General features: G+C 59.6%; 14 protein-coding genes and 5 tRNA genes. 7 read left to right on the plus strand and 12 right to left on the minus strand.

The window, feature by feature from the left end; genetic code table 11:
* The first annotated feature begins 53 nt into the window (after window positions 1–53).
* The gene (locus ACRC4F_RS25525) at window positions 54–3,332 is read left to right on the plus strand and encodes a PAS domain S-box protein (RefSeq protein ID WP_438661845.1); all 3,279 of its coding nucleotides are present in this window, start codon (window positions 54–56) and stop codon (window positions 3,330–3,332) included.
* Between the two features lie 235 nt (window positions 3,333–3,567).
* Here the strand turns inward: ACRC4F_RS25525 and ACRC4F_RS25530 are convergent, their stop codons facing one another.
* The 10 genes from ACRC4F_RS25530 to gltX form a co-directional block, all read right to left on the minus strand.
* Window positions 3,568–4,011 carry an Hsp20 family protein gene (locus ACRC4F_RS25530; protein WP_438661846.1) on the minus strand — a complete coding sequence of 148 codons (444 nt, stop codon included), beginning with the start codon at window positions 4,009–4,011 and terminating at the stop codon, window positions 3,568–3,570.
* A 119-nt stretch (window positions 4,012–4,130) separates the two neighbouring features.
* Window positions 4,131–5,090: a tRNA dihydrouridine synthase gene (locus tag ACRC4F_RS25535; protein WP_438661847.1), complete on the minus strand. Its 960-nt coding sequence runs from the start codon at window positions 5,088–5,090 to the stop codon at window positions 4,131–4,133.
* Window positions 5,091–5,262: 172 nt separating this feature from the next.
* Window positions 5,263–5,700, minus strand: a complete 438-nt coding sequence (locus tag ACRC4F_RS25540; RefSeq protein WP_438661848.1) for an acyl-CoA thioesterase — start codon at window positions 5,698–5,700, stop codon at window positions 5,263–5,265.
* Window positions 5,701–5,748: 48 nt separating this feature from the next.
* Window positions 5,749–6,582 carry an alpha/beta fold hydrolase gene (locus tag ACRC4F_RS25545; RefSeq protein WP_438661849.1) on the minus strand — a complete coding sequence of 278 codons (834 nt, stop codon included), beginning with the start codon at window positions 6,580–6,582 and terminating at the stop codon, window positions 5,749–5,751.
* A 31-nt stretch (window positions 6,583–6,613) separates the two neighbouring features.
* The gene (locus ACRC4F_RS25550) at window positions 6,614–7,153 is read right to left on the minus strand and encodes a TetR/AcrR family transcriptional regulator (protein WP_008028313.1); all 540 of its coding nucleotides are present in this window, start codon (window positions 7,151–7,153) and stop codon (window positions 6,614–6,616) included.
* Window positions 7,154–7,336: 183 nt separating this feature from the next.
* A tRNA-Glu gene (locus tag ACRC4F_RS25555) sits at window positions 7,337–7,412 on the minus strand.
* An 80-nt stretch (window positions 7,413–7,492) separates the two neighbouring features.
* Window positions 7,493–7,568, minus strand: a tRNA-Ala gene (locus ACRC4F_RS25560).
* A gap of 53 nt (window positions 7,569–7,621) precedes the next feature.
* Window positions 7,622–7,697 (minus strand) — tRNA-Glu (locus tag ACRC4F_RS25565).
* 79 nt (window positions 7,698–7,776) lie between these two features.
* Window positions 7,777–7,852: transfer RNA gene (locus tag ACRC4F_RS25570), tRNA-Ala, on the minus strand.
* Between the two features lie 189 nt (window positions 7,853–8,041).
* Window positions 8,042–9,523 carry a glutamate--tRNA ligase gene (gene gltX / locus ACRC4F_RS25575; RefSeq protein ID WP_008037650.1) on the minus strand — a complete coding sequence of 494 codons (1,482 nt, stop codon included), beginning with the start codon at window positions 9,521–9,523 and terminating at the stop codon, window positions 8,042–8,044.
* A gap of 220 nt (window positions 9,524–9,743) precedes the next feature.
* Here gltX and ACRC4F_RS25580 point away from each other — a divergent pair, with 220 nt between their 5' ends.
* A complete protein-coding gene (locus ACRC4F_RS25580; protein WP_438661850.1) occupies window positions 9,744–10,793 on the plus strand; it encodes an HlyD family secretion protein in 1,050 nt (349 codons plus the stop codon).
* Window positions 10,794–10,842: 49 nt separating this feature from the next.
* A complete protein-coding gene (locus tag ACRC4F_RS25585) occupies window positions 10,843–12,333 on the plus strand; it encodes an MDR family MFS transporter (protein WP_438661936.1) in 1,491 nt (496 codons plus the stop codon).
* 121 nt (window positions 12,334–12,454) lie between these two features.
* On the opposite strand, the gene uvrB is transcribed toward ACRC4F_RS25585, so the two are convergent.
* The gene (uvrB, locus tag ACRC4F_RS25590) at window positions 12,455–14,470 is read right to left on the minus strand and encodes an excinuclease ABC subunit UvrB (RefSeq protein WP_438661851.1); all 2,016 of its coding nucleotides are present in this window, start codon (window positions 14,468–14,470) and stop codon (window positions 12,455–12,457) included.
* Window positions 14,471–14,821: 351 nt separating this feature from the next.
* Here uvrB and ACRC4F_RS25595 point away from each other — a divergent pair, with 351 nt between their 5' ends.
* Both ACRC4F_RS25595 and ACRC4F_RS25600 read left to right on the plus strand, forming a co-directional pair.
* A complete protein-coding gene (locus ACRC4F_RS25595) occupies window positions 14,822–16,018 on the plus strand; it encodes an amino acid aminotransferase (RefSeq protein WP_109633237.1) in 1,197 nt (398 codons plus the stop codon).
* 237 nt (window positions 16,019–16,255) lie between these two features.
* The gene (locus tag ACRC4F_RS25600; RefSeq protein ID WP_109633239.1) at window positions 16,256–16,465 is read left to right on the plus strand and encodes a hypothetical protein; all 210 of its coding nucleotides are present in this window, start codon (window positions 16,256–16,258) and stop codon (window positions 16,463–16,465) included.
* Here ACRC4F_RS25600 and ACRC4F_RS25605 read toward each other — a convergent pair.
* Window positions 16,462–16,692 (minus strand): hypothetical protein, encoded by a 231-nt coding sequence (locus tag ACRC4F_RS25605; protein WP_438661852.1) that lies wholly within the window; start codon window positions 16,690–16,692, stop codon window positions 16,462–16,464. The genes ACRC4F_RS25600 and ACRC4F_RS25605 overlap by 4 nt on opposite strands.
* 227 nt (window positions 16,693–16,919) lie before the next feature.
* Between ACRC4F_RS25605 and ACRC4F_RS25610 the strand changes: the two genes are divergently transcribed.
* Window positions 16,920–16,995: transfer RNA gene (locus tag ACRC4F_RS25610), tRNA-Asn, on the plus strand.
* 271 nt (window positions 16,996–17,266) lie between these two features.
* Window positions 17,267–17,725 carry a hypothetical protein gene (locus ACRC4F_RS25615; RefSeq protein ID WP_438661853.1) on the plus strand — a complete coding sequence of 153 codons (459 nt, stop codon included), beginning with the start codon at window positions 17,267–17,269 and terminating at the stop codon, window positions 17,723–17,725.
* Window positions 17,726–17,759: the final 34 nt, after the last annotated feature.

A 17,759-nucleotide genomic window follows, 5' to 3' on the forward strand; every position in this document is an offset into this window, starting at 1 on the left:
AGAGCCGTGAACTCCTGTGCCTAACGCCCAATTCAGCCCAAGGCTTGCTGCCAATGCCCAAATCTGTTGACCGTATTCCGCCAATGCCGCGTATACAGGCGCTTGACCCAAAACGATCCGAGCAGAGCTGGGAAAGTGCGCCGCAATTGCTGGCCGCCCTTAACGGCGCGCGCCTGGGCGCCTGGTATTGGGACATTGAGCGCGGACAGATCAGCTGGTCGCGGGGCACTCAGGCGTTGTTCGGCTTCGATCCACGGCAACCGTTGCCGGCCGATCTGGAATACCTCGACTTGCTGCCACCCGAAGATCGAGCGAAAACCATCCGCGCCTTTCATGCCGTGATTGCCGGTGCCCCGCTGGAACAGGCGATGCACCACCGCATTCGCTGGCCCGACGGCAGCCTGCACTGGCTGGAAATCAACGGCAGCCTGCTGCCGGACAAACACGGCCGGCCACGGATGATCGGGGTCATTCGCGAAATTACCCACCAGCGCCAGCGGGAACAGGCGCTGAGCAGCTCGGAAAAGCGTTTCGCCACGCTGTTTCACCTGTGCCCGAACATGGTGCTGCTGACCCGCCAGGAAGATGGCCTGATCACCGAAGCCAACCAGTATTTCGAAAGCCTGTTCGGCTGGCCGGTGCAGGACGCCATTGGCCGAACCACTATCGAACTGGGCCTCTGGGTGCATCCGGAACAACGGGCGCTGCTGGTCAAGGCGACCAAGGCCAAGGGTGAGCTGACCAGCATGGAGGTGCAGTTTCGCGCCAGTAATGGCCAGATCCACGACGGCATCCTCAGCGCACAGAAAGTCGAACTCGAAGGCCAGCCTTATTTGCTGAGCACGTTCCTCGACACCACCGAACGCAAGGCCGCCGAACACGCCCTGAAAGACAGTCAGGAACGCCTCGATCTGGCCCTGGATTCGGCACAACTCGGCACCTGGGACTGGCACATTCCCAGCGGCATGCTGTACGGCTCGGCGCGGGCCGCGCAGTTGCACGGGCTGGAGGCCATACCCTTCCATGAATCCTTTGACGCGTTTTTCGAAGGCGTGCCCGACGAAGAACGCGGCACCATGCGCGACGCTTACCGCAGCCTGCGCGAAGGGCCGGCCGGCAATTATCAACTGACCTATCGCGTGCAACTGGCCGATGGCAGCTCACGCTACCTGGAAAGCCGCGCGCGCCTCTATCGCGATGAAAACGGCGCGCCGCTACGCATGGCCGGCACGCTGCTGGACATCACCGATCAAGTGGAACGCGAGCAGCGGCTGGTGGCCTCGGAAGAGAAATTCGCCACGCTGTTCCAGGTCAGTCCGGACCCGATCTGCGTAACCCGCCAGGACACCGGCCAATTCATCGAAATCAACTCCAGCTTCACCCAGACCTTCGGCTGGAGCGCCACCGATGTGATTGACCGCAGCGCCGACGAAATCGGGTTGTGGGACGCTTCGGCGAAGAGCCTGCAACGAATCGAACAGGTGATCCGCGAGCAAGGCCTGAACAACGTGGCGATTGTGGTGCAGCACAAGGACGGACAGTCGCTGACCTGCGTGATTTCCAGCCGACAAATCAGCGTTGGCGAGCAGCCCTGCGTCGTCACCACCCTGCGCGACATCACCCAGCAACAACGTTCCGAAGCGGCGTTGAAGGCCAGCGAAGAGAAGTTCGCCAAGGCGTTCCACTCAAGCCCCGACGCCATCACCATCACCGAGCGCGATACCGGGCGCTACCTTGAGGTCAACGACGGCTTCTGCCGCCTGACCGGCTACCGTGCCGACGAAGTAATCGGCCGTACGGTTTACCAGGTCGGCATCTGGGCCGAAGAGAAACAACGTTCAGCGCTGCTGGCCGAACTGCAGCTCAAGGGCCGCGTGCACCATCAGGAAATGCTCGGTCGCAATAAACGCGGCGAGCTGCTGACCGTCGAAGTTTCGGTGGAGCCGATCACCCTCAACGAGACCGCGTGCCTGCTGCTGACCGCGCGGGATGTCAGCCTGCTGAAAAATGCCGAGGCACAGATCCGTCACCTGGCCTATCACGACCCGCTGACCAACCTGCCGAACCGCGCGCTGCTGATGGATCGCCTGAGCCAGCAGATTGCCCTGCTCAAACGCCATAACCTGCGCGGCGCGCTGCTGTTCCTCGACCTCGATCACTTCAAGCACATCAATGATTCCCTCGGCCACCCGGTGGGCGACACAGTGCTGAAAATCATCACCGCACGCCTTGAAGCCAGCGTGCGCATGGAAGACACCGTGGCGCGCCTGGGTGGCGACGAGTTTGTGGTGCTGCTCAGCGGCCTCGAGGGCTCGCGCAACGAAGTCAGTGCTCAGGTCCGGGACCTGGCAGACACCTTGCGCGAACTGCTGTCGGAACCGATGTTTCTCGACGGCCAGCGCCTGCAAGTCACGCCGAGCATCGGCATTGCGCTGATTCCCGACCACGGTTCGACGCCGACCGACCTGCTCAAACGTGCCGACATCGCGCTTTATCGCGCCAAGGACTCGGGTCGCAACACCGCGCAGATGTATCACAACACCATGCAGAAGGCCGCCAGCGAGCGCCTGCGCATGGAAACCGATCTGCGCCTGGCGCTTTCCCGAGGCGAGTTTCGTGTGCATTACCAACCCCAGGTCGATGCCCGGGGCAACCGCATTGTCGGCGCCGAGGCACTGGTGCGCTGGGATCACCCGGAACTCGGGCCGCAATCGCCCAACGAGTTCATCAAGGTGCTGGAGGACAGCGGGCTGATTCTGGAAGTCGGTACCTGGATCATCGACGAGGCCTGTGCGGCCTTCAAAAAACTGATTGCCAAAGGCCTGGTCAACCCGCTCAGCTTCAGCTTGTGCGTGAACATCAGTCCGAGGCAATTTCGTCAGAACGACTTCGTCGAACGTATCGAACACAGCCTCAGCAGCCACGGCCTGCCCTGCTCATTGCTGAAACTGGAAATCACCGAAGGCATCGTCATCCAGAACCTGGAAGACACCATCAGCAAAATGCGCAGCCTGAAAAAACTCGGCGTGAGTTTTGCGATGGACGATTTCGGCACCGGTTACTCCTCGCTCACCTACCTCAAGCGCCTGCCTGTCGACACACTGAAAATCGATCAGTCGTTCATCCGCGATGCCACCACCGACCCCAACGACGCCGAAATCATCCGCGCCATTGTGGCCATGGCCCGCAGCCTGGAATTGAAAGTGATCGCCGAAGGGGTGGAAACGCCGGAGCAACTGGAGTTCTTGCAGGGACTGGGGTGCCATTTTTATCAGGGGTATCTGCACAGCCGGCCGCTGCCGGTGGAAGAGTTCCAGAAACTCCTCAAATAACCTGGGCCCTGTAGCAGCTGCCCTGTGGCGAGGGGATTTATCCCCGTTGGGTTGCGAAGCAGCCCCCTACATTCATTCAGGCACATAGAGCTTGCAGGATTGACGACTGCTTCGCAGCCGAACGGGGATAAATCCCCTCGCCACATGGCAGCTGCTACAGGTCGTGCGTCGAGCGCGAGATGATCGACACAAAAAAAAGGGCGCCAATGGCGCCCTTTTTCATTGCTCTGACTGGTTACTGCAGAGCTGGTTTTTGCGCCCCGTTGATCGGGATGCGTTTGGCTTTCGCCTCTTCCGGCACGATGCGCAACAGGTCGATGCTCAACAGACCGTTGCGCAGGTCAGCGGCCTTGATCTCGATGTGATCGGCCAGGCGGAACGACAGCTTGAACGCACGCTGGGCGATGCCCTGGTGCAGGAAGGTCACGCCTTCAGTCGCGTCGCGTTTGCCGCCACTGATGGTCAGCACACCCTTCTCGACTTGCAGGTCCAGGTCTTCTTCCTGGAAACCGGCCGCAGCCACGACGATGCGGTATTGGTCATCACCGTGTTTTTCAACGTTGTAGGGTGGGTAGGTGCTGCCTGGCTCGTTGCGCAAAGCGGTTTCGAACAGGTCGTTGAAACGGTCGAAGCCTACCGAGGAACGGAACAGTGGGGCCAGGGAAAATGCAGTAGTCATGATTCAAATCTCCTGAAAACAATCAGCAAGGTTTTTGTCTCCGCGACCCGAATTCGGCATCGCGTAATCCTTAAATAAGGATCGCTGATTGCTTTTCAAGAGAGTATTTACAGATTTTTTCAGGCCGCTTCAGCCACCTGCAGACCCAATAAACGCGAGACCTGATCCAGTTCAGTTTCACGACGCAGGACGGTGAACAGCTCAACTGCTTCGGGATAATTGCGGGTCAGCATCGCCAGCCACTGCTTCAAACGACCCGGCGATTGGCGTGCGGTCATCTGCGCCTTGGCTTGCAGCCAGAAGTCCTGAATCAGTGGCAGCAACTCTGCCCACGTCATCTCGACCACTTCTTCACCGGCCCGCGCCGCGGCGATTTGCCGGGCCAGGTCCGGGCGCGAAACCAGGCCGCGGCCGAGCATGATGTCTTCCACACCACTGATTTCACGGCAACGGCGCCAGTCTTCAACGCACCAGATATCGCCATTGGCAAACACCGGAACCTTGACCACTTCCTGTACACGAGGGATCCATTCCCAATGAGCAGGCGGCTTGTAACCGTCGGTTTTGGTCCGCGCGTGAACCACGATATGCGCCGCACCGCCTTCGGCCAGCGCTGTTGCGCAGACCAGCGAACCGTCCGGGCTGTCGAAGCCCAGGCGCATCTTGGCGGTGACCGGAATGTGCGCAGGCACGGCGCGGCGGACGTGTTCAACGATCTGGTTGAGCAGTTCGGGTTCTTTCAGCAGGACAGCGCCGCCACGGGACTTGTTGACGGTCTTGGCCGGGCAGCCGAAGTTCAGGTCGATGACCTCGGAACCCAATTCACAGGCCAGTGCGGCGTTTTCTGCCAGGCACACCGGGTCGGAACCGAGCAACTGCACGCGCAATGGCACGCCGGACGCGGTGCGGGCGCCGGTCAACAATTCCGGGCCGAACTTGTGGTAATAGGCGGGCGTGAGCAGTTGATCGTTGATCCGAATGAACTCGGTCACGCACCAATCGATACCGCCCACACGGGTCAGCACGTCCCGCAGGATGTTGTCGACCAACCCCTCCATGGGCGCCAAAGCAATTTGCATGAAAAACACACTCGACGAAAAACGTGCGGCAGTTTACTGGATTCTCTGCCGAAAGACTTGCATCCGCCTCTGTGGCGAGGGAGCTTGCTCCCGCTGGAGCGCGAAGCGGTCCCTCGCGCTGAAGAGTGCTGCGCACTCTAACGGGAGCAAGCTCCCTCGCCACAGGATCGCTTCAACCAGGAATTTGCAATGCCGGGCCGTAGCCTTCGATGAACTCGGCCGGCATGCGCTTGGGCTTGCCCGTGGACAGTTCGATGCAGACGAAGGTGGTTTGCGCACGCAGCAACGTGGTGTTGTCGCTCGGGCGCTTGAGCTGGAAGTGGCGGGTCATTTTCAGGCGCTGATCCCAATCGACAATCCAGGTTGCCAGTTGCAACTCGTCGCCTTCGTAGGCGGCGGCCAGGTAATCAATTTCGTGCCGCACCACCGCCATCGCACGATCCAGCCGACGGTATTCGACCAGGTCCAGGCCCAGCCGCTGCGAGTGGCGCCAGGCGCAGCGTTCGAGCCAGGTCACGTACACCGCGTTGTTCGCGTGCCCCAGCCCGTCGATGTCCTCGGCGCCGACTTCCAGATCAATGATAAACGGCGTTGCCCGATCCCAGCCCATGCCCCACTCCCGGTCAGATGATTTCGACCGGGGCAGTGTAACGGATGCTCAGGCCGATTGGCGCGAATGCAGACTGCGACCGGACAGCAGTGATAGCACGCCATCAATCACCCGAGGATCTGCCAGCACTCGCTGATGACCACCCTCTTCCAGGCGTAACAGCCGGCTGTCGAACCAGGCCTCGTTGATCAACTGGGATTCCTTGACCGGAACAAAGCAGTCATCTTCGGCGTGAACGATCAACCCCGGCATGTCGAGCTGGTAGTGCGCGACATCCAGCGTCGCAGCACGCATGCCGACATCTTTTTCGACCTGACGAATAAACGCCGAACGCGCTTTGGGCGGCAGCCGTACATAACGGGCGAAGCCGCGCAACACGCCGAGAATCCGCGCCGGTGCGGCGATGGTCACCAGGGTTTCGGTGCGCAAGCCCAGCTGCACCGCGAGCATCGCACTGGCGCCGCCCATGGAATGACCGATGACCGCTTGCAACGGTGGCAACTCGGCAGCCGCTTCGAGCATGGCCCTGGCAAACAGCACGACATTCGCTTCGCTACCCGGCGAGCGACCATGGGCCGGACCGTCCAGCGCAACGACCGTGTAGCCGGCATCGACCAGCGCCGTGATGAGACTCGCAAACTGCGTCGGCCGGCCTTCCCAACCGTGCATCAGCAACACGGCCGGACCTTGCCCCCAGCGCAGCGCCGAAAGGCCGAAGCGCAAGGTGATTCGTTCGGATTTCGCCAGCAGCGGCAACTCCCAATCGCGCGGTGGCAGGTCCCGCGGCGTCATGAACGCCAGTCGCATTTTGCTCGCGACCAGTTTCGGTGCAAACCAGCCCAAGGTGCCATTAACGCCACGAACCCACTTTAACGTGCTCATCGCTCTCACTCCTCAGGCCAATGCCTTCAGGTCATAGCACCGCCGACTTGGCGGCGCGCAGCAATCGATCAGACAACTCTCCTGGCCCCAGCGCCCGCGCCAGAGCCAGACCACCGACCATCAAGGCCATGTCGGCCAAGGCTTTGTCGGTGTCTTCCGGGCTGGCCGCCAACTGCGCGACCATCATTTCCACATGCTCATTCAGTGCCACTCGAAACGCGTCCGGCAGGCGACCCAGCTCACCGACAGACGCCGGGATCGGGCATGCCGACTCAGAGGAATCACGGTGTTTGCGCGACAGATAAAACGCAGCCACCAACGCGCGACGCTCTTCACCGGTCAATTCGGCGTCCATGTCGGCGATCAAGCCACGGCGGTGACCGAGCAGTTGCTTGAACGCTTCCAGCATCATTGCGTCCTTGCTTTCGAAGTGTGCATAGAAGCCGCCAACCGTCAGGCCGGCTGCACCCATCACTTCGCCCACGCTCGGTTCGGCCGGGCCGCGCTGAATCAGCGCTGCGCTGGCGGCCTTGAGAATGCGTTCGCGGGTTTGAGCTTTTTTATCGTTCATCGTTGCCTCCGAATATTACGACTAGAATATTATTCTCATAATAATTTTCCGCAAGTCGTGGATGTGACCGCTGGTCTGAAGAACAGTTTGAAAGAAATGGGGGATTTGGCCAAACGCCAGACAAACAAAAGGGCCATTCAATAATTGAATGACCCTTATAAAATCCCGCAGAGCGGGTAATCGTGGCGTCCCCTAGGGGACTCGAACCCCTGTTACCGCCGTGAAAGGGCGGTGTCCTAGGCCACTAGACGAAGGGGACGCAAAACCTTCTATACAACTGATCAGTGCTGAGAGCTGATCGATTCAAGGCCGGTGTGGCCAGACCTTGAACTGTAAAATTGGTGGAGCTAAGCGGGATCGAACCGCTGACCTCCTGCATGCCATGCAGGCGCTCTCCCAGCTGAGCTATAGCCCCGGATTTTTCGCCTCGCGGCGGAGCGACATCTTGCAACATCGCTTCTGTAAAACTGGCGTCCCCTAGGGGACTCGAACCCCTGTTACCGCCGTGAAAGGGCGGTGTCCTAGGCCACTAGACGAAGGGGACGCAAACCCTTCTATACAACAGATCAACGCTGAGTGTTGATCGCTTCAAGGCCGGTGTGGCCAGACCTTGAAGTGTAAATTGGTGGAGCTAGACGGGATCGAACCGTCGACCTCTTGCATGCCATGCAAGCGCTCTCCCAGCTGAGCTATAGCCCCTCATCGCTGAGGACGGGGCGAATCTTAATGGCGCTTCGGAAAGCTGTCAAACTTATTTTTAAAATATTTCAAAGTTTTTTGCCGACATAACAATCACTTACCGCCCTCCCCCCGGAAAAACGGGGGTGGCACCGAAGATCACGATCAAATGATCGCAACCTCCGGTAGTTCCTTCAGGGTCAAACGTCCTCAGGCGATGTTGCCCAGAAGTTTTTCCCACTCCTTGTTTTCCTTCTTCGACACGCCGCCCAGCAGGTCGATGGCCTGGCGCAGACGGAAACGGGTCAGGTCCGGACCGAGGATTTCCATCGCATCCAGCACCGATACCGAGCTGGCCTGGCCAGTGATCGCGGCGAACATCAGCGGCATGGCGTCACGCAGCTTCAGCTCGAGGGATTCGACCACCGCCTGAATTGTTGCGGTGATGCTGTCCTTCTCCCACTGACGCAGGCTTTCCAGCTTCCACAGAATCAGTTGCATCAACTGACGAACCTGATCGCCCGAGAGTTTCTTCGATTCGAACAGCTTGGCATCCGGGTTAACACCACCGGCGAAGAAGAAACCGGCCAGCGGTGCAACCTGGCTGAAGGTTTCGACGCGGCCCTGTACGTGCGGCGCGATCTTCATCATGTATTCCGGGTTGAGTGCCCAGGTTTGCAGGCGCGAGGCGAACTCTTCCACCGGCAGATCACGCAGCCATTGGCCGTTGAGCCACGACAATTTCTCGATGTCGAAAATCGGCCCGCCGAGGGAGACGCGGCTCAGGTCGAAGTTATCGACCATTTCCTGCAGCGAGAACTTCTCGCGCTCGTCCGGCATCGACCAGCCCATGCGGCCCAGGTAGTTGAGCATCGCTTCCGGCATGAAGCCCATGCGCTCGTAGAACGTCACCGAGGTCGGGTTCTTGCGCTTGGACAGCTTGCTCTTGTCCGGGTTACGCAGCAGCGGCATGTAGCACAGCTCCGGTTGTTCCCAGCCGAAGTACTCGTAAAGCAGGATCAGTTTTGGTGCCGATGGCAGCCACTCTTCGCCGCGCAGCACATGGGTGATGCCCATCAGGTGGTCGTCGACCACGTTGGCCAGGAAGTACGTCGGCAGGCCGTCGGTCTTCATCAGCACTTGCATGTCCATGCGATCCCACGGGATCTCGACATCGCCACGCAGCATGTCCGGCACCACGCAGACGCCTTCGCTCGGCACTTTCATGCGGATCACGTGTGGCTCGCCAGCGGCCAGGCGACGTGCAACTTCTTCTTTCGACAGCAACAGCGCACGGCCGTCGTAACGCGGGGTTTCGCCGCGGGCCATTTGCTCGGCGCGCATCTGGTCCAGTTCTTCGGCGGTGCAGAAGCACGGGAACGCGTGGCCCATCTCGACCAGCTGCTGGCAGTACTTCTGATAGATGTCGCCGCGCTCGCTTTGACGATACGGGCCGTGCGGGCCGCCAACGTCCGGGCCTTCGCTCCAGTCGATGCCCAACCAGCGCAAGGCGTCGAAAATCTGCTGTTCGGACTCGCGGGTCGAGCGCAACTGGTCGGTGTCTTCGATCCGCAGGATGAACTCACCGCCGTGCTGCTTGGCAAAGCAGTAGTTGAACAAAGCGATGTAAGCGGTACCTACGTGGGGGTCCCCGGTAGGCGATGGCGCGATGCGCGTGCGGACGGTGGTCATGGCAAGTCTCGAAATGAAGATAAAACAAAGGGCGAATGGTAACAGGCGATGCCCGCCCGGCTCCAGTCAGCAGGGCATTTAAGCCAAGGTTGCGTCTACAACGGGCCTGAGCCGCGATGAATGATGGAATATCAGCCGATGGCATTTACCCACTACTGACTGTATGCCAGATTCAGCTGCTGATAACTTTCCTTACAATTTCTCGACTACAGTCTGCCCCATGCCTGCCCAACTCAAGCGTCGCCTGTTTATTTTCCTGCTGATCGTCCTGCTGATTGCCGGCGGCTTTTTTGCCCAGTGGTTCTTCAAGGGACGGTTTTATGAAAGCACCGACAACGCTTATGTCCAGGGCGAAATTACTCGTGTCTCCAGCCAATTGGGCGCGCGCATCGATCAGGTGCTGGTGCAGGACAACCAGCACGTCGAGAAAGGCCAGTTGCTGATCAAGCTCGAAGGCGATGACTTTCACCTCGCTGTCGACCGTGCCAACGCCACCCTCGCCACCCGCCAGGCCGAACGCCTGCAAGCCCAGAGCAAACTGACCCAGCAAGCCAGCCTGATCGCCGCCAGCGAGGCGCAAGTCGCTTCCAGCCAGGCCAGCCTGGGTCGCTCGCAAATCGACTTGTCCCGCGCGCAAACCCTGCGCAAACCCGGCTACGTGTCGGAAGAACGGGTGACCACTCTCTCCGCCGACAACCACATCGCCCGCTCGCAAGTGACCAAGGCCCAGGCCGATGCACAAAGTCAGCGCCAGCAAGTCAATTCCCTGAGCGCCGAGATCAAGCGCCTCGACGCCATGATTGCCAACGCCAAGACCGACCTCGCCCAGGCCGAACTGAACCTGACCCGCAGCGAAATCCACGCGCCCATCAGCGGCTTGATCGGCCAGCGTGCGGCTCGCGAAGGCCAATACGTGCAGGCCGGCGCTTATCTGATGTCGATCGTACCGGACCAGGACATCTGGATTCAGGCCAACTTCAAGGAAACCCAGATCGGCCACATGCAGCCCGGCCAGAAGGCCAAATTGACCTTCGACGCCTACAGCGACACGCCAATCGATGCGCGGGTCGACAGCCTGTTTGCCGCCTCGGGTGCTCAGTTCAGCCTGTTGCCGCCGGACAATGCCACGGGCAACTTCACCAAAGTCGTACAACGGATTCCGGTAAAACTGATTTTCGCCGCGGACAATCCGCTGCACGGGAAGATTCGCCCGGGCATGTCGGTCACCGCCAAAGTGAACATCAAAGACGCCCCTGACGATGGCCGGTGATTCACTGATCCGCCCGGTCGGCGAACCGACCCGGCGGGACTGGATTGCGGTGATGAGTGTGATGCTCGGCGCCTTCATGGCGGTGCTGGATATCCAGATCACCAATTCATCGCTCAAGGACATTCAGGGCGCATTGTCGGCGACGCTGGAAGAAGGCTCGTGGATTTCCACTTCCTACCTGGTGGCGGAAATCATCATGATCCCGCTGACCGCGTGGCTGGTGCAGTTGCTTTCGGCACGACGCCTGGCGGTCTGGGTCTCGCTCGGATTTCTCGCCGCCTCCCTGCTCTGCTCCATGGCCTGGAGCCTGGAGAGCATGATCATCTTCCGCGCGCTACAGGGCTTCACCGGTGGCGCACTGATTCCGCTGGCGTTCACCCTCACCCTGATCAAACTCCCGGAACACCACCGCGCCAAAGGCATGGCGATGTTTGCCATGACTGCGACGTTCGCGCCGTCCATCGGCCCGACGCTGGGCGGCTGGCTGACCGAAAACTGGGGTTGGGAATACATCTTCTACATCAACATTCCGCCAGGCCTGATCATGATCGCCGGCCTGATGTACGGCCTGGAGAAGAAAGAAGCGCACTGGGAATTGCTCAAAAGCACCGACTACATGGGCATCCTCACGCTCGGCGTCGGCCTCGGTTGCTTGCAGGTGTTTCTGGAGGAAGGCCATCGCAAGGACTGGCTCGAGTCGAACCTGATCGTGACCTTGGGCAGCATCGCGCTGGTCAGCCTGATCACCTTTGTGATCGTGCAATTTTCCAAACCCAATCCGCTGATCAACCTCAGCATCCTGGGCAATCGCAATTTCGGGTTATCGAGTATTTCCAGCCTCGGGATGGGCGTCGGTTTGTACGGCTCGATCTTCCTGTTGCCGCTGTACCTGGCGCAGATCCAGAACTACAACGCTTTGCAGATCGGTGAAGTGATCATGTGGATGGGCGTGCCGCAGCTGTTTCTGATTCCGCTGGTGCCGAAGCTGATGAAATACGTGTCGCCGAAATGGCTGTGCACGCTGGGGTTCGGCCTGTTCGGCTTGGCGAGTTTTTCGTCGGGGGTGCTGAACCCGGACTTTGCCGGGCCGCAGTTCAATCAGATCCAGATCATCCGGGCGCTGGGTCAGCCGCTGATCATGGTGACCATCTCGCTGATCGCCACCGCTTACATCCTGCCGCAGGACGCGGGGTCAGCGTCGAGCCTGTTCAACATCCTGCGCAACCTCGGCGGGGCGATTGGCATCGCCCTGCTCGCGACGTTGCTGGATGCGCGGACCAAGACTTACTTTGATTATTTGCGCGAGTCCATCGTGCCGAGCAATCCGCAGGTGGCAGAGCGAATGGCATCGATGACGGACCGGTTCGGCAGCGAGACGGCGGCGCTGGGCAAGCTGAGCGAGATTGCGCATCAGCAGGCGTCGATCATGGCGTACAACGATGCGTTTCACTTCGTGGGGATTGCGCTGGGGATCAGCATGCTGGCGGTGTTGTTGACCAAGAAGTTACCGGTGGGGTTGAAGGCTGGCGAAGCTCATTGAGACCGAGTCGCCCCAATCGCGAGCAGGCTCGCTCCCACAGGTGACCGCGCTGCCCAAGTGAACGCGATCCAATGTGGGAGCGAGCCTGCTCGCGATGGCGGCCTGAAAGGCACCGCAAAACTCAGACAGTAATCAACCGCTCCCGCAACTTGGTAATTTCATCACGCATCTGCGCCGCCGCTTCAAATTCCAGGTCGCGAGCCAACGCGTACATCTTCTCTTCCAGGGCTTTAATGCGCTTGGCGATTTCCCCCGGCGAACGCAATTCTGCTTCGTACTTGGCGCTTTCCTCGGCGGCCTTGGCCATGCCTTTGCGCTTCTTGCTGCGCGAACCCGGCACGGTGGCGCCTTCCATGATGTCGGCCACGTCCTTGAACACGCCCTTCGGCGTAATGCCGTTGGCCAGGTTGAACGCGATCTGCTTTTCGCGTCGGCGCTCGGTTTCGCCCATCGCCCGCTCCATGGAACCGGTGATGCGATCCGCGTAGAGAATCGCCCGGCCATTGAGGTTACGCGCCGCCCGACCAATGGTCTGGATCAACGAACGTTCGGAACGCAGGAAACCTTCCTTGTCCGCATCGAGAATCGCCACCAGAGACACTTCCGGCATGTCCAGGCCTTCACGCAGCAGGTTGATGCCCACCAACACATCGAACGTGCCCAGACGCAGATCGCGGATGATTTCGACCCTTTCGACCGTGTCGATGTCCGAGTGCAGGTAACGCACGCGTACGCCGTGGTCGGCGAGGTAATCCGTCAGGTCTTCGGACATGCGTTTGGTCAGGGTCGTGACGAGCACCCGCTCTTCCAGCGCCACGCGCTTGCCGATTTCCGAGAGCAAGTCGTCGACCTGGGTCAGGGCCGGGCGGATTTCGATTTGCGGGTCCACCAGGCCGGTCGGACGCACCACCATATCAATCACACGTCCGGCGTGTTCCGCTTCGTAATTGCCCGGCGTGGCCGAGACGAAAATCGTCTGCGGACTGATGCCTTCGAACTCATCGAAACGCATTGGCCGGTTATCCAGCGCTGACGGCAGGCGGAAGCCGTATTCCACCAGCGTCTCTTTACGGGAACGGTCGCCCTTATACATGGCGCCGACCTGCGGCACGCTGACGTGGGATTCGTCGATCACCAGCAAGGCGTCGGCCGGCAGGTAGTCAAACAGTGTTGGCGGCGCCTGGCCGGACTCACGGCCCGACAGGTAGCGCGAGTAGTTTTCGATACCGTTGCAGTAACCCAGTTCGAGAATCATCTCCAGGTCGAAACGGGTGCGCTGCTCCAGGCGCTGGGCTTCAACGAGTTTATTGTTGGAGCGCAGGTAATCCAGGCGCTCTTGCAATTCGACCTTGATCCCTTCGACGGCGCCCAGCAGGGTTTCCCGTGGCGTCACATAGTGGCTTTTCGGGTAGAAGGTGAAACGCGGCAGCTTGCGGATCACTTCGCCGGTCAGCGGATCGAAGGCTGACAGGCTCTCGACCTCGTCATCGAACAGCTCGATGCGGATCGCTTCGAAATCGGATTCCGCCGGGTGGATGTCAATCACATCGCCGCGCACCCGGAAGGTCGCCCGGGCGAAATCCATGTCGTTGCGGGTGTATTGCAGGTCTGCCAGGCGACGCAGCAATGCGCGCTGATCGAGCTTGTCGCCGCGATCCACGTGCAGAACCATCTTCAAGTAGGTTTCCGGACTGCCCAGACCGTAGATGCACGACACCGTGGTGACGATGATCGCGTCCTTGCGCTCCAGCAGCGCTTTGGTCGCGGACAGTCGCATCTGCTCGATGTGATCGTTGATCGAGGCGTCTTTCTCGATGAAGGTGTCCGACGACGGCACGTAGGCTTCGGGCTGGTAGTAGTCGTAGTAGGAAACGAAGTACTCGACGGCGTTGTTCGGGAAGAACGCCTTGAACTCGCCGTATAGCTGCGCGGCCAGGGTCTTGTTCGGCGCCAGCACCAGGGTCGGACGCTGCACCTGGGCGATCACGTTGGCGATGCTGAAGGTTTTGCCCGAGCCGGTCACACCAAGCAACGTCTGGTGCGCAAGCCCGGCCTCGATGCCCTCGACCATCAGGCGGATGGCTTCCGGCTGATCGCCGGCGGGCTCGAAGCGGGTCACTAGCTGGAATTCAGACATGCATACCTCTCGATTCTCGAAGCAGGGTATCGCACCTGCGCGGACAAACCGGCAGCAACGAGACAGGCCGCAAACGACTCAGGTCGCCCGAGGAAAAAACTGGATTGTGCTCAATGTGGTGCCGTTTGCCTGCGCTTTCAAGGCAAACGTCCTACATCCCTTGAAGTCTTTGATGTCGGCATTCGACTAACGGTCGAAAAATAATCGAAAAAACTTCAGCTAAAAGCCGAATCGTCTGTCGCCATCAGTCGCGGATGGCCTCTATACTAGCTCCCCGTTTGTGCACCGCTCTAGTGCATTCGGCTGGAGCGCGACACGTCCCTCCACACTCCATTCAGAGCCGCCGCAAAAATGAGCCTGTTCTCCGCTGTCGAAATGGCACCACGCGATCCAATCCTGGGCCTCAACGAAGCATTCAACGCCGATACACGTACCACCAAGGTCAACCTGGGGGTCGGTGTTTACTGCAACGAGGAGGGGCGAATTCCACTCCTGCGCGCCGTTGTCGAAGCCGAGACGATTCGCGTCGCTCAACACGCTTCCCGTGGCTACTTGCCAATCGACGGGATTGCCGCCTACGACCAGGCTGTGCAAAAACTGCTGTTCGGCAATGACTCGCCACTGATCGCCGCTGGCCGCGTCATCACCACCCAGGCAGTCGGCGGGACAGGCGCCCTGAAAATCGGCGCCGACTTCCTCAAGCAACTGTTGCCGAACGCCGTCGTGGCGATCAGCGACCCGAGCTGGGAAAACCACCGCGCGCTGTTCGAAACCGCCGGTTTCCCGGTGCAGAACTACCGCTACTACGACGCCGCGACCCATGACGTCAACCGCGCCGGCCTGCTCGAAGACCTCAACGCCCTGCCGTCCGGCTCCATCGTTGTGCTGCACGCCTGCTGCCACAACCCGACCGGCGTCGACCTGAGCCCGGCGGACTGGAAAAACGTCCTCGACGTGGTGAAAGCCAAAGGTCACGTACCGTTCCTCGACATGGCCTACCAGGGCTTTGGCGATGGCATCGACGAAGACGCCGCTGCCGTGCGCCTGTTCGCTGAGTCGGGCCTGACCTTCTTTGTCTCCAGCTCGTTCTCCAAATCCTTCTCGCTGTACGGCGAGCGCGTTGGCGCCCTGTCGATCGTCAGCGAATCGAAAGAAGAAAGCGCGCGCGTGCTGTCGCAAGTCAAACGCGTGATCCGCACCAACTACTCCAACCCGCCAACCCACGGTGCAAGCATCGTCGCTGCTGTGCTGAACAGCCCGGAACTGCGCGCCCAGTGGGAAGAAGAACTGGCGGAAATGCGTTTGCGGATTCGCGGCATGCGCACCCAGATGGTCGACCTGCTGGCGAAAAACGCGCCACAGCGTGATTTCAGCTTCGTCGGTCGCCAGCGCGGCATGTTCTCCTACTCCGGCCTGACCGTTGAGCAAGTCACCCGTCTGCGCAGCGAGTTCGGCATCTACGCCCTGGACACCGGCCGCATCTGCGTTGCAGCGTTGAACCAGAGCAACATTGATGCGGTGACCAAGGCCATCGTTGCGGTGATCTGAGTCCTTGAGCGCTACGAAAAACGGGAAGCCTCTGGGCTTCCCGTTTTTTTTGATTGCAGATAATTCCCGATACGTTAACCGAGCCCTCTAAACTGCACACAGATCAAAATGTGGGAGCTGGCTTGCCTGCGATAGCGGTCAGCCAGCCAACGTCAATGTTGAATGTCATGGCCTCATCGCGGGCAAGCCCGCTCCCACAGGTTCTATGTCCACCCGAGAATTCTGAAGAGAGCCCACATGAAAAACGATGACCTGCGCGCTGAGCGCGATGACCTGGACGACTTGAATGACTTCACTCCCCGCGTCCCGGCCAAACGCAGCAATAACCTGGTGCTGCAAGTAGCCGCTGGCGTATTTCTTGGCGGCCTGGCCTTGTGGCTGGTGCAACTGGCCGCCACGATGCTGTACGCCAAACTGATGCTCGCCACGGTAACCTTCGGCGGTTAAGCCAGTTCGGTCGCACGCTGACTGGCGGCGTCGTCATAGGCGACGTAGAGCGATTCGGCGACCTGACTCTTGATCGCTTTGGCACTTTCCAGACCTAGGACGAAGCCTTCAGCCTTGCCGCCCGCGCGGTTCAGTTCGACAGCGGTGCTGGCCTGAGTGATCGCGTCAAACAGCTTCTCGGCATGCGGGCCGACACCTTTGGGCAGGCTGATCTGAGCGATGCTCATGCGAACACCCCGCTGTTTTGAAGGGTGAGGATTGGGTGATTCATGGCACGTACCTTTTCGGCGAATGGCCGGCAGCGCGTGTAACCACTTCCGGGCGGCCATGGTAGACCTCTGAGGCGATTCTGGTAACCGCCCATGGCCGATAAACCACCGTCCGTCTCGATGAATCCATCAAGTTGTTAACAGATGCTTGACTTCTCTTTTTGAATCAGTAACATACACGCCATTCCGCGATAGCTCAGTTGGTAGAGCAAGTGACTGTTAATCACTGGGTCCCTGGTTCGAGTCCAGGTCGTGGAGCCAGACAAGCAATATCGAAAAGCCCCTGAATCGAAAGGTTCAGGGGCTTTTTTGTGGCTAATGAAAAAGCAGGGGCGTTTGAATCTATCCCGCCGAGAGTAGGAAGTTTCCTGATTTTCCGTAGCTCGATTTCATGCCTCCCGCCTAACCCCCTAAAACATTGAGTTAGAGCCTCAGTACCCAACATTGTGATGGCCAGATGCGGACTGTAAGCCGGAGAGTTTGTGCGTTATGAATAGCGCCTTTCGCCTGCTTATAGCCATGGATTGTTCACGTGTCAGAGTTATTCAAACTCAAGGAGAACGTCCTTGTTCCTCACCCGTCAGGCTCCCCGAGCTTTGGCACCCTTCCTGACATGCCCAAGTTCGCGTTACGGGGAGGTGAAATATTCCTGAGGGTCGGAATTCATAAGGGAATCAACAAAGGGTTTGGCGTTCGGCATGTCTGGGAAGCCCACAAAACTGACTTAGCCAAATATGGCTGTTACACCATCGACGACGTCGCGACCCACATAGCCAAAATGGTCGTGCCAGGCGCTCCGATCTACTGCGAATTCAAGGAAATGCGCGGAGACCACAGGGTTGCCGTCCTTAAGAACCCCACCGGCTCGCTCATTCTTGAGCCAAGGAACGAACGCCGCGGCTTCGGCTATTACGTCGTGACCTGGTATCCCAAGCGGCGTGCAGAAGGCACTTTGGTCGGAGCCATCGCCAAATCGCACTCGAGAAAATAAAAACAAGAACAATAAAAAAGGCGCCCCAAAGGAC

It is taken from the genome of Pseudomonas sp. (assembly GCF_051660785.1).
Lineage (GTDB): Bacteria > Pseudomonadota > Gammaproteobacteria > Pseudomonadales > Pseudomonadaceae > Aquipseudomonas.

Excerpts from the sequence above, each read along its gene's own strand:
- ACRC4F_RS25540 (WP_438661848.1), bottom strand. The coding sequence starts at position 5,700 with ATGGGCTGGGATCGGGCAACGCCGTTTATCATTGATCTGGAAGTCGGC.
- ACRC4F_RS25595 (WP_109633237.1), top strand. The coding sequence starts at position 14,822 with ATGAGCCTGTTCTCCGCTGTCGAAATGGCACCACGCGATCCAATCCTG.
- ACRC4F_RS25545 (WP_438661849.1), bottom strand. The coding sequence starts at position 6,582 with ATGAGCACGTTAAAGTGGGTTCGTGGCGTTAATGGCACCTTGGGCTGG.
- ACRC4F_RS25600 (WP_109633239.1), top strand. The coding sequence starts at position 16,256 with ATGAAAAACGATGACCTGCGCGCTGAGCGCGATGACCTGGACGACTTG.
- ACRC4F_RS25550 (WP_008028313.1), bottom strand. The coding sequence starts at position 7,153 with ATGAACGATAAAAAAGCTCAAACCCGCGAACGCATTCTCAAGGCCGCC.
- ACRC4F_RS25580 (WP_438661850.1), top strand. The coding sequence starts at position 9,744 with ATGCCTGCCCAACTCAAGCGTCGCCTGTTTATTTTCCTGCTGATCGTC.
- ACRC4F_RS25605 (WP_438661852.1), bottom strand. The coding sequence starts at position 16,692 with ATGAGCATCGCTCAGATCAGCCTGCCCAAAGGTGTCGGCCCGCATGCC.
- uvrB (WP_438661851.1), bottom strand. The coding sequence starts at position 14,470 with ATGTCTGAATTCCAGCTAGTGACCCGCTTCGAGCCCGCCGGCGATCAG.
- ACRC4F_RS25530 (WP_438661846.1), bottom strand. The coding sequence starts at position 4,011 with ATGACTACTGCATTTTCCCTGGCCCCACTGTTCCGTTCCTCGGTAGGC.
- ACRC4F_RS25525 (WP_438661845.1), top strand. The coding sequence starts at position 54 with ATGCCCAAATCTGTTGACCGTATTCCGCCAATGCCGCGTATACAGGCG.
- ACRC4F_RS25535 (WP_438661847.1), bottom strand. The coding sequence starts at position 5,090 with ATGCAAATTGCTTTGGCGCCCATGGAGGGGTTGGTCGACAACATCCTG.
- gltX (WP_008037650.1), bottom strand. The coding sequence starts at position 9,523 with ATGACCACCGTCCGCACGCGCATCGCGCCATCGCCTACCGGGGACCCC.